The sequence below is a fragment of the Lysobacter sp. HA35 genome, assembly GCF_054061195.1.
Window position 1 is genome coordinate 1499366 of record NZ_JBSSDY010000001.1, and the last position, 15926, is coordinate 1515291.

General features: G+C 67.2%; 19 protein-coding genes. 15 read left to right on the forward strand and 4 right to left on the reverse strand.

The window, feature by feature from the left end:
• Positions 1 to 38 precede the first annotated feature (38 nt).
• From ACVWZN_RS07320 to ACVWZN_RS07390, 15 genes are all read left to right on the forward strand, one after another.
• Entirely contained in the window at positions 39 to 1037 is a 999-nt protein-coding gene (locus ACVWZN_RS07320) for a KpsF/GutQ family sugar-phosphate isomerase (protein WP_456953237.1), read from the forward strand.
• Between the two features lie 12 nt (positions 1038 to 1049).
• Positions 1050 to 1622, forward strand: coding sequence for a KdsC family phosphatase (locus tag ACVWZN_RS07325; protein WP_456953238.1), 573 nt, complete (start codon positions 1050 to 1052; stop codon positions 1620 to 1622).
• Complete coding sequence (gene lptC, locus ACVWZN_RS07330) at positions 1619 to 2179, forward strand: LPS export ABC transporter periplasmic protein LptC (protein WP_027083361.1); 561 nt, start codon at positions 1619 to 1621, stop codon at positions 2177 to 2179. Before ACVWZN_RS07325 ends, lptC begins: the two co-directional genes overlap by 4 nt.
• The gene (lptA, locus tag ACVWZN_RS07335; protein ID WP_456953239.1) at positions 2163 to 2672 is read left to right on the forward strand and encodes a lipopolysaccharide transport periplasmic protein LptA; all 510 of its coding nucleotides are present in this window, start codon (positions 2163 to 2165) and stop codon (positions 2670 to 2672) included. The genes lptC and lptA overlap by 17 nt, the downstream gene beginning before the upstream one ends.
• Positions 2672 to 3391, forward strand: coding sequence for an LPS export ABC transporter ATP-binding protein (lptB, locus tag ACVWZN_RS07340; protein ID WP_027083360.1), 720 nt, complete (start codon positions 2672 to 2674; stop codon positions 3389 to 3391). The genes lptA and lptB overlap by 1 nt, the downstream gene beginning before the upstream one ends.
• A gap of 72 nt (positions 3392 to 3463) precedes the next feature.
• A complete protein-coding gene (locus ACVWZN_RS07345; RefSeq protein ID WP_456953240.1) occupies positions 3464 to 4888 on the forward strand; it encodes an RNA polymerase factor sigma-54 in 1425 nt (474 codons plus the stop codon).
• A 100-nt stretch (positions 4889 to 4988) separates the two neighbouring features.
• A complete protein-coding gene (gene hpf, locus ACVWZN_RS07350) occupies positions 4989 to 5315 on the forward strand; it encodes a ribosome hibernation-promoting factor, HPF/YfiA family (protein WP_456953241.1) in 327 nt (108 codons plus the stop codon).
• Positions 5316 to 5319: 4 nt separating this feature from the next.
• A complete protein-coding gene (locus ACVWZN_RS07355) occupies positions 5320 to 5781 on the forward strand; it encodes a PTS sugar transporter subunit IIA (RefSeq protein WP_456953242.1) in 462 nt (153 codons plus the stop codon).
• A complete protein-coding gene (gene hprK, locus ACVWZN_RS07360; protein ID WP_027083356.1) occupies positions 5778 to 6728 on the forward strand; it encodes an HPr(Ser) kinase/phosphatase in 951 nt (316 codons plus the stop codon). The genes ACVWZN_RS07355 and hprK overlap by 4 nt, the downstream gene beginning before the upstream one ends.
• The gene (gene rapZ, locus ACVWZN_RS07365) at positions 6725 to 7606 is read left to right on the forward strand and encodes an RNase adapter RapZ (RefSeq protein WP_456953243.1); all 882 of its coding nucleotides are present in this window, start codon (positions 6725 to 6727) and stop codon (positions 7604 to 7606) included. The genes hprK and rapZ overlap by 4 nt, the downstream gene beginning before the upstream one ends.
• 55 nt (positions 7607 to 7661) lie before the next feature.
• Positions 7662 to 8054: a PTS sugar transporter subunit IIA gene (locus tag ACVWZN_RS07370; RefSeq protein WP_027083354.1), complete on the forward strand. Its 393-nt coding sequence runs from the start codon at positions 7662 to 7664 to the stop codon at positions 8052 to 8054.
• A gap of 5 nt (positions 8055 to 8059) precedes the next feature.
• Complete coding sequence (locus tag ACVWZN_RS07375; protein ID WP_027083353.1) at positions 8060 to 8329, forward strand: HPr family phosphocarrier protein; 270 nt, start codon at positions 8060 to 8062, stop codon at positions 8327 to 8329.
• Positions 8330 to 8333: 4 nt separating this feature from the next.
• The gene (gene ptsP, locus ACVWZN_RS07380) at positions 8334 to 10046 is read left to right on the forward strand and encodes a phosphoenolpyruvate--protein phosphotransferase (protein WP_456953244.1); all 1713 of its coding nucleotides are present in this window, start codon (positions 8334 to 8336) and stop codon (positions 10044 to 10046) included.
• A 159-nt stretch (positions 10047 to 10205) separates the two neighbouring features.
• The gene (mgtE, locus tag ACVWZN_RS07385) at positions 10206 to 11567 is read left to right on the forward strand and encodes a magnesium transporter (RefSeq protein ID WP_027083351.1); all 1362 of its coding nucleotides are present in this window, start codon (positions 10206 to 10208) and stop codon (positions 11565 to 11567) included.
• A 73-nt stretch (positions 11568 to 11640) separates the two neighbouring features.
• Positions 11641 to 12663, forward strand: a complete 1023-nt coding sequence (locus ACVWZN_RS07390) for an HDOD domain-containing protein (RefSeq protein WP_456953245.1) — start codon at positions 11641 to 11643, stop codon at positions 12661 to 12663.
• Positions 12664 to 12692: 29 nt separating this feature from the next.
• Here the strand turns inward: ACVWZN_RS07390 and ACVWZN_RS07395 are convergent, their stop codons facing one another.
• The 4 genes from ACVWZN_RS07395 to ACVWZN_RS07410 all read right to left on the reverse strand — a co-directional run bounded on the left by ACVWZN_RS07395 (position 12693) and on the right by ACVWZN_RS07410 (position 15916).
• Positions 12693 to 13598, reverse strand: coding sequence for an aspartate carbamoyltransferase catalytic subunit (locus tag ACVWZN_RS07395; RefSeq protein ID WP_456953246.1), 906 nt, complete (start codon positions 13596 to 13598; stop codon positions 12693 to 12695).
• A 3-nt stretch (positions 13599 to 13601) separates the two neighbouring features.
• Positions 13602 to 14066, reverse strand: coding sequence for a Holliday junction resolvase RuvX (gene ruvX / locus ACVWZN_RS07400; RefSeq protein ID WP_456953247.1), 465 nt, complete (start codon positions 14064 to 14066; stop codon positions 13602 to 13604).
• Between the two features lies 1 nt (position 14067).
• The gene (locus tag ACVWZN_RS07405) at positions 14068 to 14643 is read right to left on the reverse strand and encodes a YqgE/AlgH family protein (RefSeq protein ID WP_456953248.1); all 576 of its coding nucleotides are present in this window, start codon (positions 14641 to 14643) and stop codon (positions 14068 to 14070) included.
• A 103-nt stretch (positions 14644 to 14746) separates the two neighbouring features.
• Positions 14747 to 15916, reverse strand: a complete 1170-nt coding sequence (locus tag ACVWZN_RS07410; protein WP_051235475.1) for a PilT/PilU family type 4a pilus ATPase — start codon at positions 15914 to 15916, stop codon at positions 14747 to 14749.
• Between the last annotated feature and the right edge of the window lie 10 nt (positions 15917 to 15926).

Here is a 15926-nt window from a genome sequence, read left to right on the forward strand (position 1 = left end):
TGAGCGACTTAGCCTAGCCGAAAGGACCCCCGTCCGAAATGGCGGATCCCATCGCGCCGGTGCACGGCGACATCGACTTCCCGGCCAGCGGCCGCCGCGTCTTCGCCGTCGAGGCCGAGGCGCTCGCCGCTGTTTCCGCTCGCCTCGACGGCGGCTTTGCCGACGCCTGCCGCCTGATGCTGCAGGCCCGCGGGCGCGTCGTCTGCGTCGGCATGGGCAAGTCCGGGCACATCGCCCGCAAGATCGCCGCGACGCTGGCGTCGACCGGCACGCCGTCCTTCTTCGTGCATCCCGGTGAAGCCGCGCATGGCGACCTCGGCATGATCACCGACGCCGACGTCGTGCTCGCCCTCTCCTACTCCGGCGAGAGCGACGAGATCCTCACGCTGATGCCGGTGCTCAAGCGCCAGGGCAATGCGGTGATCGCTATGACCGGCCGCGCGACATCGACCATGGCGCGCGAAGCCGACGTGCATCTCGACGTCTCGGTGCCCGCCGAAGCCTGCCCGCTGCATCTCGCCCCGACGTCGAGCACCACCGCGTCTCTGGCGATGGGCGATGCGCTCGCGGTCGCGCTGCTGGAAGCACGCGGCTTCACTGCCGACGATTTCGCGCGTTCGCATCCCGCCGGCGCGCTGGGTCGTCGCCTTCTGCTGCACATCGCCGACGTCATGCATGCGGGTAACGATCTGCCGATCGTTCGCCCCGATGCATCGGTGAGCGAAGCGCTGGTGGAGATGAGCCACAAGCGCCTCGGGCTCACCGCCGTCGCCGACGAGTCGCAACGACTGCTCGGCGTCTTCACCGACGGCGACCTGCGTCGCACGCTCGACGATGCACAGCTTGATCTGCGCTCCACCTCCATCGCACAGGTGATGACGCGCAATCCGCGCACCATCGGTGCGGACGTGCTCGCGGTGGAAGCTGCGCACGTGATGGAGCAACACAAGATCAACGGCCTGCTGGTCGTCGATGGTGAGGGCCGCGTCGTCGGCGCCCTCAACATTCACGACCTGTTGCGAGCCCGGGTGGTTTAAGGGCCGATACGCATGACGACCGATACCTCCGCCCTCGCCGATCTGCGCGACCGCGCCCGACGCGTGCGCCTCGCGTGCTTCGACGTCGACGGCACGCTGACCGACGGCCGCCTCATCTATGACGCGGCCGGCGGCGAAGCCAAGGCATTCCATGTGCACGACGGACAGGGCCTGGTGCTGCTGCGCCGCGCGGGCATCGAAGTCGCGCTGATCACCGCGCGCACGAGTCCCGTCGTCGAGCGACGTGCTGCGGAACTCGGCGTGCGTGCGTGCGCGGGCATCGGCGACAAGCTCGCCTGCGTGCAGAAGATCGCGAGCGCACTCGGCGTGTCGCTCGACGAAGTGGCGTTCATGGGCGATGACCTGCCCGACCTCAAGGTGATGCGCGGCGTCGGGTTGTCCGCATGTCCGGCGGATGCGCACGAATGGATCCGTCGCGATGCAGCGTGGACGTCGCAACGCGAAGGCGGCCGCGGCGCCGCGCGCGAATTCTGCGATTTCGTGCTCGACGCGCAGGATCGCGTGCAGTCGCTCATCGATGCACTGCTCGCTGATGCACCGGCGCCGCTCGGAGCGCAGGCATGAACTGGCGCCTGGTACTCGGGCTGGTGCTTGCGGCCGCGGCGGTCGCTGTCGGCATTTCGCTGTGGCGGCAGCATGTCGCGGACAACCTTCCGCTCGAAGCGGGCCGCTCCGATTACACGCTTTATGACTTCGAGCTGGTGTCGCTCGATGCGCAGGGCCGCGAGTCGTTCACGCTGCGCGGCCCGAAGCTGACACGCCAGCCCGAGGTGCACACGCTGTCCTTGCAGACGCCGGTGTTCGTGATTCCGCCGCGCGCGGGCAGCACCGATGCGCCGTGGACGGTCGATTCCAAGACGGCGTGGGTGTCGGCCAAGGGCGACGAGATCCGCCTTCGCGGCGACGTGCATGCGATCAGCACGCGCAGCGGCGGCGATCCGGTGCGCATGGATACGCAGGAACTCAACGTGTTTCCGGATGCGAATCGCGCGACCTCCGCAGTGGCGGTCAGCGTGAAACAACCGGGACTTATACTGAATGGCCACGGCATGGACGCGAGACTCGACGACCGCGTGGTGAAGCTCCAGAACGTCAAGGCCCGTTATGAAAAGTCGCAATAACCTCGCGCCCGTCGTCGCGCTCCTCCTCGTGTTCGTCGCGGGCTCCGCGTTCGCTCGTTCGAGCGATCGCCGCATGGGCATCGACATCGAAAGCGGGTCGGCGATCTATTCGACCGACGACAGCAAGCCGACCGTACTCAGTGGCGGCGTCACCATTACGCAGGGTACGTTGCACATCACCTCCAGCGGCGCGCAGATCACCATGCAGAACGGTGAAGCCGTGCGCGCGGTGCTCAATGGCGGGCCGGTGAAGATGAGCCAGCTGCTCGACGACGGCACGCCGATGAGTTCGACCTCGGCCGCGGCCGATTACGACATGAAGGCCGACGTCGTGGTGCTGAGCGGCAATGTCACCGTGCAGCAGACGCGCGGCACGCTCACCGGCGACCGCGTGAACTACAACATGCGCACCGGACAGGTCGCGAGCGGCGCGGCCGCGGGCGGTGGACGCGTGCACATGCACATCGCACCGAAGAACGCGGGCACGCCCTGATGCTCAAGGCCGAGGGTCTGCGCAAGAAGTACAAGTCGCGCGAGGTCGTTCGCGATTTCGGCCTGACGCTGGAAGCCGGTGAAGTCGTCGGCCTGCTCGGCCCGAACGGCGCGGGCAAGACGACGTGCTTCTACATGATCGTCGGGCTGGTGCCGGCCGATGCCGGCAAGATCACGCTCGACGGGCAGGACATCACCGCGCAACCGATGTATGCGCGCGCCAAGCATGGCGTCGGTTACCTGCCGCAGGAACCGTCGGTGTTCCGCAAGCTCACCGTCGCCGACAACATCCGGCTGGTGCTCGAACTGCGCACCGATCTCGATCGCAAGGGCCGTGAGCGCGAGCTCGCGTCGCTGCTCGACGAGTTGCAGGTCGCGCACGTGTCCGACCAAATCGGTGCGAGTCTTTCCGGTGGCGAGCGACGCCGTGTCGAGATCGCGCGCGCACTCGCCGCACGTCCGCGCATGATGCTACTCGACGAACCGTTCGCCGGCGTCGACCCGATTTCGGTCGGCGAAATCCAGCGCATCGTGCGTCACCTGACCGAGCGTGGCATTGGCGTGCTGATCACCGACCATAACGTGCGCGAGACACTCGGCATCTGCGACCGTGCGTACATCCTGAACGAGGGCGCCGTGCTCGCGCAGGGTTCGCCCGAATCTATCCTCGCGAATCCCGACGTACGCCGCGTCTACCTCGGTGAAACGTTCCGACTGTAATGTTTCAGCGCCCGACCGGCGGCAGCGATCGAAGCTGACGTCGTACCGGAACGCCGTGTACCTTGCATGTCGATGAAACCGCGCCTCCAGGCCTCACTGGGCCAGCATCTTGTGATGACGCCGCAACTGCGGCAGGCAATCCGCCTGCTCCAGTTGTCGTCCGTCGAACTCGATGCGGAACTGACGGAAGCGGTCGAGAGCAACCCGCTGCTCGAGTGGGACGAAGGCGGCGAAGTCATCACCACGCCCGATGCCGCGGCGCCGGACGGCGACAGTGCGGATGTCGAAGTGGAGATCGATCGGTCCGCGCTCGAAACGTGGACCGACTCGGAACTCGACGGCTGGGGCGAAGGCTCCGGCCACGGCTACAGCGGCGATGGCGACGGCGGCTCGCTCGCCGAGCAGATCGCGGACCGCGAAACGCTGCACGACCATCTTCTGTGGCAGCTGCATCTCAGCAGCCAGTCGCCGCGCGATCGCCAGATCGGCGCGGCCATCATCGATGCGATTTCCGACGACGGTTACCTGCGCGAGCCGCTGGAAGCGATCGCCGACACGATGGATCCGCCGGTGCCGGTGGAAGACGTCGCGACGGTGCTGCATGTCGTGCAGCACTTCGACCCGATCGGCGTAGGTGCGCGGTCGGTCTCCGAAGCCTTATGCGTGCAGCTTGGCGCGCTCGATCCGGACACGCCCGGTCGCGCGATCGCATTGCGCATCGCCGACGCGCATCTCGAACGCTTGCCTCGCCTCGGCGCCGATGGCCTTGCGCATGAGCTCGGTGAGCCGGTCGACGAAGTCGAATGCGCCATCGCATTGCTGCTGTCGATGGACCCTCGCCCGGGTGCGCAGCTCGGTGAAGTCGCGCCCGAAAGCTATGTCACGCCCGACGTGGTGATCTGGCGGCAGCATGGTGCCTGGCGCGTCGCGCTTGCCGACCTCAGCCGCCCGCGCCTGCGCATCAATCGAAGCTACGAATCGCTAATCGGACGCACTTCGACGGCGGACACCACGTATCTGCGCGGCCAGTTGCAGGAAGCGCGTTGGCTGCTGCGCAATGTCGAAGCGCGCGGCGAGACGCTGCTGCGCGTGGCGCGTTGCCTGGTGCAGCGTCAGTTGCAGTTCCTCGAATGCGGTGACGGCTCGTTGCGACCGCTCACGCTGCGCGAGGTCGCTGCCGAGCTCGGCCTTCACGAATCCACCGTCTCGCGGGCCATCGCACGCAAGTACGCGCGTACGCCACGCGGCACGTTGCCGCTGCGCTCGTTCTTCGCATCGAGCGTGGGCAATGGTACGGCGGAGGAGACATCGAGCGCGGCCGTGCAGTCGATGATCCGCCAGCTGATCTCCGCCGAAAACCCGCGCAAACCCTTGTCCGACGCGCGGCTGGCCGAGACGCTACAGAGCGCGGGCGTGCCGGTGGCGCGGCGTACGGTGGCAAAATATCGGGAAGCCATGAGCATCCCTTCGTCGCAGGACCGCGTGAGGATGAGCTGAGCAACGCAGTATTTGACGAACGTCATATCGCGGGGCCGGGAAAGTGACATGCTGAGACCGCGGCCACCGGGCCGCCTCTGCCGACAGCCTGGAGATGCCCATGCGTATCGAAGTCCACGGTCAGCACATCGATGTCACCCCCGCCCTGCGGGAGTACGTCGCCACCCGGTTCAATCGTCTCGGCCGACACATCGACCAGCCGTTCGAGGTCCGCACGGTGCTTCTCGTCGAAAAGACTCGCCAATGCGCGGAGGCGACGGTGGTCATGGCCGGCAGGACACTTCATGCGGACGCCGAAGGCGCGGATGTCTACGCCGCCATCGACGTGCTCGCCGACAAACTCGACCGTGGGCTGCTCAGGCACAAGGAGCGGCGAAGCGACCACCACCGCGGCGAGCGCCTCGCGCGCAGCGCCGAACTCGCCTGACTCCATGCCCTTTGCCGACCTGCTCAGCCTCGAACGCATCCAACGAATCGACGCCCCGCTCGACCGCGACCGCGTGATCGAGCACATGGCGACGCTGCTGGCCAGGCCGGTCGAAGGGCACGGACTTCCCGCTTCAGAACTCGCCGAGCGCCTGCGCGCGCGCGAAAAGCTCGCCAGCACGGCGCTCGGTTTCGGAGTCGCAATCCCGCATGCACGCATGGGCAGCCTCGATGCCGCCCGCGGTGCATTCGTGCGATTGGCCGAACCGGTGCAGTTCGCCGCGCCCGACGCACGCCCCGTCGACCTTCTCTTCGCGATGGCGGTGCCGGACGACGACGTCGCCGGCCACCTCGCACAGCTCGGCGAAATCGCCCAGCGTTTTTCCGACGAAAGCTTCCGCGACGCTTTGCGCGACGCGAGCGACGACCGCGAACTCGCGCGTCGCCTGCTCGGGTCCGACGCATGAACGCCCGCATCAGCGCGCAGGAGTTGTACGACCAGCAACTCGAACGCCTCGAGCTGCGATGGCTGGCCGGGCGACGTGGGACGTCCCGCGTATTGGAATCGGTCGACACCGTCGCACGACGTCCGTCTCTCGCCGGCTACCTCAACATCATCTATCCGAACCGCGTGCAGATCCTCGGTACCGAAGAACTCGCGTGGCTCGACGAGCTCGACTCGCGCGCGCGCTGGGAAACGATCGAGAAGATCATCCAGTTCCGCCCGCTCGCGCTGGTCATCAGCAAGGACCAGCGCTGCCCCGAAGACCTGCGGCTCGCCGCCGAGGAAAGCGATACGCCGTTGTGGGTGTCGCCGCGTCGCGGGCATGAGCTGCTGAACCACCTGCAGTACCACCTCGCGCGCAAGCTCGCGCCGCGGGTGACGCTGCATGGTGTCTTCATGGAGATCTATTCGATCGGCGTGCTCATCACCGGCGAGAGCGGTGCGGGCAAGAGCGAACTGGCGCTCGAACTGGTGACGCGCGGCCATCGACTGGTCGCCGATGACGCGCCCGAGTTCACCCAGATCGCGCCCGACGTGCTCGACGGAACCTGTCCCGACCTGTTGCAGGACATGCTCGAAGTGCGCGGCCTCGGCGTGCTGAACATCCGTCAGATGTTCGGTGACACGGCCGTCAAGCGGAACAAGTATCTTCGGCTGATCGTGCACCTGACGCAGCCGTCGTTGCATCCCGGGCCCGGTGGGCTCGAACGCATCACCGGCGACCTCGGCGCGCGCCGCGTCCTGGACCTGGATGTCCCCATGATCACCCTGCCCGTCATCGCCGGCCGCAACCTCTCCGTGCTGACCGAAGCCGCCACGCGCACGCATATCCTGCGAGCAAAGGGCGTCGACCCCGCGGCGGCCTTCATGGCGCGCCACAGCCACTTCCTCGAGCGGGGCGACTCGTGAGTTCACCGTCGCTCGCGACGCTGGTGCTGGTCAGTGGCATGTCCGGCTCCGGCAAGTCCGTCGCACTCAACACGTTCGAAGACCTCGGCTTCTATTGCGTCGACAACCTGCCCGCGATGCTGCTGCCGCAGCTCGTCGCCGACATCACCGGTGGCGAGGACGGCGGCCCGGCGAAAGTCGCGGTCGGCATCGACGTTCGCAACCGTCACGACGAACTCGACAAGGTGCCGGAAGCGCTCGCAGCGGTCGGTGGCCTCGGCTTCGATCCGCGCCTCGTGTTCTTCGACGCGGCCGATCCCGTTCTGCTCAAGCGTTATGCCGACACGCGTCGCCGCCATCCGCTGAGCCGGCTCGGGCTATCCCTGCCCGATGCGATCGCGCTCGAGCGGCAGGTGTTGCGTTCGCTTCGACAGCTGGCCGACGCCATCGTCGACACCAGCGAAATGAACGTGCACCAGTTGCGACGCCACGTCACCACGGAATTCGGGCTTGGCGCGGAAACCGGCATGTCGCTGATGTTCGAATCGTTCGCGTATCGACGCGGCGTTCCGGGTGATGCGGATTTTGTATTCGACGCGCGCGCGCTACCGAACCCGCACTGGATCCCGTCGTTGCGCCCGCTGTCCGGTCGCGATCCCGATGTGCGCGACTACCTGATGACGCAGCCGGACGTCGAAGCGTTCTACACGCAGATCAGCAGCTTCCTCGATGCATGGCTGCCGCGCCTGCAGGCCGACAGTACGCGCAGCTATGCGACGGTCGCTTTCGGTTGCTCCGGCGGCCGGCATCGCTCCGTGTATCTCGCCGAACGCATGGCCGACCACGCGCGCTCGCAGGGCTGGCCTGAAGTCGCCGTGCATCATCGCGAGCTCGACTAGGCAACGTTCCAACCGCCGCTTCCGGACGGTCACGCCGCTCTGCTAACGTCGAGCCATGGCCGTCGGCATCCTGCTCGTCACCCACGAAGGTATCGGTACCGCACTGCGCGGCGTCGCCGAGCGGCTGCTCATGCCTGTGCCGCTGCGCATCGAAGTGTTCGAGGTCGGTTTCGACGCCGACCCCGACGCCGTTCTGCCGATGGCCAGCGCCGCATTACGACGCGCCGACAGCGGCGATGGTGTGCTGGTGCTGACCGATCTCTTCGGTGCCAGCCCGGCGAACATCGCGTCACGACTTTCCCGCCTCGGCACGCCCATCCGCCGCGTGTCCGCACTCAACCTTCCGATGCTGCTGCGCGTCCTCAACTACGCCGACCTCGAACTCGACGCGCTGCCCGCCGTGGCCGTCGCGGGTGGCCGCAACGGCGTTCAACTCGACGACGCCTGACCGACATGATCGAACGCGACCTCACCGTTTCCAACCGCCTCGGCCTGCACGCACGCGCCACCGCCAAGCTCGTGCAGACGCTGTCGCACTACAAGAGCGCATGCACGCTCACCGCGAAAGGCCGCGAGGTCAACGCGAAAAGCATCATGGGCGTGATGCTGCTCGCCGCCGGGCAAGGCACGGTGGTGAAGCTGCGCATCGAAGGCGAAGACGAACAGACCGCCGCCGACGCCGTGCAGGCGCTGTTCGAACGCGGCTTCGACGAAGGCAGCTGATCGCATGCGACAGACGCTGTCCGGCCAGGGCGCATCACGCGGCACCGTGCTCGGCCGGGCCCGCGTCCGCCTGCCGCATGCGTTGCAGATCGCCGAACAGCACATCGAGCCAGCCGCGGCTGACGAAGAACTCGCACGCTTGCGCCGCGCCATCGACGCCGTGCGCGCGGAGATGCACGAGCTGCGTGCACGCTTGCATGGCGCGCTTGCACAGGAAGTCGGCGAGTTCCTCGACCTGCATGCTTTGATGCTCGACGACCCCGAGCTGCTGCACGGGCTCGACGAGCTCGTCCGCACGCGTCACTTCACCGCCGACTACGCCTTGCGCGTGCAGCGCGATCGCCTCGCCGCGGTGTTCGAGGCGATGGACGACCCCTACTTCAAGAGCCGCGTCGAGGACATCGACCAGGTCATCGGGCGCGTGCATGCCGCTCTGCATCGCCGCGACTTCGAACTGCGCGGCTTCGCCGGCGAGATCCTCGTCGCCGAAAGCGTGGCGCCCGCGGAGATGGCGCAGCTGCAGGCACAGGGTGTCGTCGGGCTGGTCACCACGAGCGGCAGCGCGCTCGGCCACACCGCGATCTTGGCGCGCAGCCTGCACATGCCGCTGATCGTCGACTGCGCGGACGCGCTGGATCGAATCAACGACGGCGACGCGCTGATCCTCGACGGCGGCAGCGGGCTCGTCGTCGCCGAGCCCGATGCCGACGACCTGCGCGCGCACAACGAACGCGAGAAGGGGCATGTCCGCGAGAAGCGCACCCTGGCCCGCCTGCGTCGCGAGCCGACGCGCACGCGCGACGGCGTCGACATTCGCCTGTTCGCGAACGCCGAATCGCAGGAAGACGTCGCCGAAGCGCACGCACTCGGTGCTGCGGGCGTCGGCCTCTATCGCACGGAGTTCCTGTTCCTGCAGCGCAATGCCCTGCCCGATGAGGACGAACAGTTCCGCGCGTACCGCGATGTCGTGATGGGCATGAACGGTCGGCCGGTGACGATCCGCACGCTGGACGTCGGCGCGGACAAGACCGACCGCACCGGACTGTCGCTGCGGGACGAACACAATCCCGCGCTCGGGCTGCGCGGCGTGCGTCTGTCGCTCGCACGTCGCGGCCTGTTCGAAACGCAGTTGCGCGCGTTGTTGCGTGCATCGGCCTACGGGCGCATCCGCCTGCTCATCCCGATGATCACGTCGGCGGAGGAAGTGCGCGAGGTGCGACGCGAAGTCGATCGTGTGACTGCACTACTGCGCGACGAAGGCCATGAAATCGGCCAGGACGTCCCATTGGGTGTAATGATCGAAGTGCCGGCCGCGGCGCTTGCGCTGCCCGCCTTCATCGACGAGGTGGACTTCCTATCCGTCGGCACGAACGATCTCGTGCAGTACCTGCTTGCCGTCGACCGCAATCACGAAGGGCTCGGCAAGCTCTATACGCCACTCCATCCCGCGGTCATCCGCGTGCTGCGCGACGTCATCCGCCTTGCGCAGCGTCGTGGGCGTTCGATCGCGGTCTGCGGGGAAATGGCTGCAGCGCCCGACTACGCACCCCTGCTTCTTGCGCTGGGGCTCACCGACTTCAGCCTACATCCGGGCACCATGCTCGAAGTGCGAAAGCGCATCCGCGACTGCGACCTCGCGCGACTGCAATCGCGCCTGCCCGCGCTGCTGCGCGCCCGCGATCGCGCGACCATCGAGCGCTGGCTCGCCACCGCCTGATCGCGCCGCGGCATCGATGTGCGACGGCGATTGTCCATCGCGCGACCCAGCGGCGATAATGTGCGCATGAACCTCTGACCTCGGTCGCATATCGCGGCGTTCAACGCCGGCGGGTGCGACTCGCCCACGGACCGCATAGGTCCCCGCCGGAAGCCGCGCATGGCCGAATCCGTCCGCCACGAGAAGACCGCGCGGCAGCTCAGGCTGCTGTCGGACGCGCTCGACAGCGGGCGCCTCGGTCCGGTCCGTCGCCTGGTCAATACGCTCTCGCCCGCCGAGATCGGCAACCTGCTCGAATCACTGCCGCCCGCCAAGCGCACGGTGGTGTGGGGGCTGGTGGACGCCGAGGACGACGGCGAGGTGCTGGTGCACGTCGGCGACGAGGTGCGCGAAGGCCTGCTGGCCGAGATGGACCCGGACGAGATCATCGCGGCGGTCGAGGACCTCGACATCGATGACCTCGCCGACCTCGTCGAGGACCTGCCGGACGCGGTGATCGAGCAGGTTCTGCTTTCGATGGACCGCGAGAACCGCGAGCGCCTCGAGCAGGTGCTGTCGTATCCGGAGGACACCGCCGGCCGCCTGATGAACCCCGATGTGGTGACGGTGCGGACCGACACCACGATCGAGGTCGTGCTGCGTTACCTGCGCCTTCGCGGCGAGCTGCCCGAGCACACCGACCATCTGTACGTCGTCAGCCGACGCCATCAGTACCTGGGCCGCATCGCGCTGACCGACCTGCTCACGCAGGACCCGGCGACGCCGATCAATCGCCTGGTCGACGATGAGCAGCCGGCGATCCGCGTGGGCGAGACGGCGAACGAAGTAGCACGGCGCTTCTCGGACTACGACTGGGTGAGCGCCCCGGTGGTCGACGAGAGCAACATCCTGCTCGGCCGCATCACGATCGATGACGTGGTCGACATCATCCGCGAACAGGCCGAGCACCAGGCGCTGTCGGCGGCGGGTCTCGACGAGGAAGAGGATCTCTTCAGCCCGGTACCGCGCGCGACGCGCCGTCGCCTGATGTGGCTGACGATCAATCTCGGCACCGCGTTCCTCGCGTCGTACGTGGTCGGCCAGTTCGAGGGCACGATCCAGCAGATCGTCGCGCTCGCCGTGCTGATGCCGATCGTCGCCGGCATGGGCGGCAACGCGGGCACGCAGGTCCTCGCGCTGATGGTGCGCGGCCTCGCGCTCGGGCAGGTCGGCTATTCGAACTACCTGACGCTGCTGTGGAAGGAGTGCAAGGTCGCGCTGCTGACCGGCCTCGGCCTCGGCCTCATCCTCGCCACGGTCGTGCAGTTGCGCTTCGGCAATTGGGGACTCACCGCCGTCATCGCGGCCGCGCTGCTGATCAACCAGCTCGCAGCGGCCATCGCCGGCGTGCTGATTCCCGTCAGCCTCCGCCGTTTCGGCTTCGACCCGGCGCTGGCCAGCAGCATCTTCCTCACGACGGTTACCGACGTGATGGGGTTCTTCTCGTTCCTCGGGCTCGCGACCTTCTTCCTGCTCAAGTGACGGCCTTGCCCGCCGTTACCATGTCCGTGAGCCCGGACTCTGTCCATGGACCGGCCGACCAGGGGGAACCTCGATGATCACCCGACTGCTGCGGCGCCTGCAGGGCCGCCCCGCGTCCGCGCCGACCGCTGCGCCGTCCCTCGCGGGCGATGCATTGGTCGTCTACGACGCGTGGAACGACATGGATGACGAGGCAGTGGCTGACGCGACCGTGCTCGCACCGCCCGAACTTGCCGCGCGATTCGTCGCCCACCTGTTCGGCACTCCGTTGGATGCGCCCGTCGTCGACGGCATGGCCGACGACATCCTCGACCAGCTCGACATGCAGATGCAGCGGCTCGACGTCGCGCGCCTGCCCCGCCTTCCTGCGCTCGTACCGCAGTTGCTCGCCGCGCTGCGTCGCGACGACGTGGATGCCAACGCGATCGCCGCGGTGCTGGCGCGCGATCCGACGCTCGCGGGTGACGTCGTTCGCGTTGCCAACAGTGCGCACTACCGTCGCGGTGCGCCGATCAATGCATTGCCGCAGGCGGTGAACACGATCGGCAGCGACGGCCTGCGTTATGTCGTGCTGACCACCGTGATGCGCCCGATCCTGCAGGCCGATCCCTCGCAACAGGGCGCGCAGTCGGGTGCCCGTCTGGCCGTGCAGTCCGAAACGCGTACATGGCTCTGCGGAACGCTCGCGCGCGGCGCCTGCGACATCGGCGAAGCACAGCTCGCGTCGGTGATCGCGTCGACCGGCGCATCCGCGCTGATGCGCATGATGCCGCGGCCGTTGATTACGCAGGCCGCGGCAGACGCGACGTTCGGGCCACGATTCCTCGCCCTTGCGGGGACGTTGTCCGCTCGTGCTGCAGCGCATTGGCGGCTCGGCGATTCGGTATGCACTGCACTGGCTTCGATGTCGACCGACGATGGAGCGCCGCTCGTTCGCGTGCTCGCGCATGCCGATCGGCTGTCGATGCTGCACACGCTTCAACAGTGCGGCGAGATCGCCGCGAGCGTGTCGATCGCCGCGTCAGCAGATGATCGTCGCAAGGACGCAGGGCTTCTTGCGTCGCTGCCGCACATGTCCGAATCCGTCGCTGCCTGATCGCCTGAGGCTCGGCGCGCCCGCTCGCCTCAATTCGCGAGCAGACGCTCCAGCACCGCCATCCGCACGGCGACGCCATTCGCGACCTGACGCAGGATCAGCGACTGCCGGCCGTCCGCCACTTCGTCCGTGATCTCGACGCCGCGATTGATCGGGCCCGGATGCATCACCACTGCATCAGGTGCCGCATGTCGCAGGCGCTCTACGGTGATGCCGTAGTCGCGGTGGTAATCCTCGAGCGAATCGACCAAGCCGTCTTCCATGCGTTCGCGCTGCAGGCGCAGCGTCATCACCGCGTCGGCGCCGTCGATGGCCTCATCGATATCTTGCGTGACGCGGCAGCCGGCGAGCGTTTCGTCGTCCGGCAGTAGCGATGCCGGGCCGCAGACGCGCACGTCGCCCGCACCGAGCGCGCGCAGTGCATGCAGGTCCGAACGCGCGACGCGCGAATGCTTGACGTCACCAACGATGGCGATGCGGAGCTTCGAGAAATCGCCGCCTTTTGCCTGCCGCAACGTCAGCATGTCGAGCAGGCCTTGCGTCGGATGATTGCTGCGGCCGTCGCCGGCATTGAGCAGCGCGGTCCCGGGCTTCGCCGCGTCCGCCAGCTGCGCGACTGCACCGTCGTCGTGATGCCGCACGATGAAACCACGCACGCCCATCGCTTCGAGGTTGCGCATCGTGTCCAGCGCGGTCTCGCCCTTGCGAGCGGATGACGTGGACACGTCGAAGTTGAGCACGTGTGCACCGAGGCGCTGCGCCGCGAGCTGGAAGCTCATGCGCGTGCGCGTGGACGGCTCGAAAAACAGCGTGCAGACCGCGATGCCGCGAAGCGCATCCGAATCGCCAGTCAGCTCGGCGAAGTGTTGGGCGCGGTCGAGCAGCTCGACGACGGTGGCGCGTGGCAGGCCGTCGAGCGTGAGCAGGTGATGCATGGCTTATCCGGTGAGGGAGGCTTCGAGTTCGATCGCATCGGCCGGCGCGTGTAGCCAGCGCTCGACGATGACCGCCGCGGCCACGGCGTCGAGGATCTGCGCGTCGCGCCGGCGCTTGCCGCCCTGCGCGCGTTCGACCGCAAACCGCTGCGCGGCTTCGACCGACGACGATCGCTCGTCGACCAGCATCACCGGCTTGCCGAACTTGCGTCCGAGCTCGCGGGCGAAGGCATGCGCGCGCTTGCGGATGGGCTGATCGCCGCCGTCGAGCGTCATCGGATCACCGACGATGAACGCGTCGGGCCGCCATTCGCGCACCAGTCGATCGATGGCCGGCCAGTCCGGCCCGCTCGCGTGCACGTCCACTACCGCCACCGGGCGTGCGCCGGTACCGAGCGCGCTGCCCACGGCGACGCCGATCCTGCGTGCGCCGACATCGAAACCGAGAACTGTGGTCGCGGCCGTCATGTCAGGCGTGCCCCGTGTAATCGGTCAGGCGCGACATGTCGACGCCGATGCGTCCCGCCGCCGCCTGCCAGCGGTCTTCCAGCGGCGTGTCGAACAGCAGCGTGGCATCGACCGGTGCCGTGAGCCAGCTGTTGTCGACGACGAGTTCCTGCTCGAGCTGTCCGGCGCCCCAGCCGGCGCATCCGAGCGCAATCACCGCATGATCGGGGCCTATTCCATTGGCCATGGCTTCCAGAATCTCGCGCGAGGTGGTGAGGTACAGATCATCGCCGATCGCGAGCGTGGAATCCCATCGCGCGCCGCCGTCGTGGATGACGAAGCCGCGCTCTCGGTGCACCGGGCCGCCGTTGAGCACGACCTGGGCACGCAGCACGTCGCCGCCGCCTTCGAAACCCATCTGGCTGAGCACTTCGCCGACCGTGTATTCGGACGGGCGATTGACGACGATGCCGAGCGCGCCGTCCTCGTCGTGCTGGCAGATCAGCGCGACGCTCTTGGAGAAGCTGGATTCGGCCAGCGACGGCAGCGCGATGAGCAGCTGGTTCGCGAGCGGCGTCGGGCTGTCGAGCAAGGACATGCGGCCATCATGCCCGCACCCGCCGCGCGAATGGAAGCGCTCGCCGCCGCCGGAAATGACGAAGGCGCCCGTAGGCGCCTTCGCGTCGTAACCAAAGCCCGATTCAGCGAATATCGGCGACACCGACGTCGCCCAGCCCCGCCGCCAGCGTGCGGGCGTCGCCGCCCTGCGCGAGCTTGATGCGCAAACGTACCTCGTTCTGCGAATCGGCGAAGCGCAGCGCGTCCTCGTAGGAGATCTCGCCGGCCTGGTAGAGCTCGAACAGCGCCTGGTCGAAGGTCTTCATGCCCAGGTTGGTCGACTCCTTCATCACTTCCTTGATCTTGTGGATCTCGCCTTCGCGGATGTAGTCCTGCACCAGCGGCGTGCCGAGCAGGATTTCCATCGCGACGCGGCGGCTCTTGCCGTCCGGCGTCGGGATCAGCTGCTGCGCGACCACGCCCTTGAGGTTGAGCGACAGGTCCATCAGGAGCTGGTTGCGGCGATCTTCCGGGAAGAAGTTGATGATGCGGTCCATCGCCTGGTTGGCGTTGTTCGCATGCAGCGTGCACAGCACCAGGTGGCCGGTTTCAGCGAATGCGATCGCATGGTCCATGCCTTCGCGCGTACGCACCTCGCCGATCATGATGACGTCGGGCGCCTGGCGCAGCGTGTTCTTCAGCGCGGCTTCCCAGCTGTCGGTGTCGATGCCGACTTCGCGCTGCGTGATGATGCAGCCCTCGTGCTTGTGCACGAACTCGATCGGGTCCTCGATCGTGATGATGTGGCCGGTCGAATTCTTGTTGCGGTAGCCGATCATCGCGGCGAGCGACGTCGACTTACCGGTGCCGGTCGCACCGACGAACATGATGATGCCACGCTTGGTCATCGCCAGCGTCTTGATGATCGCCGGCAGCTGCAGCTCTTCGATGGTCGGGATCTTGCTCTCGATCCGGCGCAGCACCATGCCGACCTGGTTGCGCTGGAAGAAGCAGCTGACGCGGAAGCGGCCGACGTTGGCGACGCCGATCGCGAAGTTGCATTCGTGCGTCTTTTCGAACTCTTCGCGCTGTGCCGGGCTCATTACCGACAGCACGAGATCGCGCGACTGCTGCGGCGTCAGCGGCTGCTGCGTGATCGGCGTGATCTTGCCGTTGACCTTGATCGCCGGCGCCATGCCGGCCGTGATGAAGAGATCCGACGCGCGATGCTGCGCCATCAGCTTCAGGTACGACGAGAAGTCGATCGATCCACCGCCGGCTGCGGCGGGGGTCGCTGGTGTATCGGGGGACATGCTCATCGTT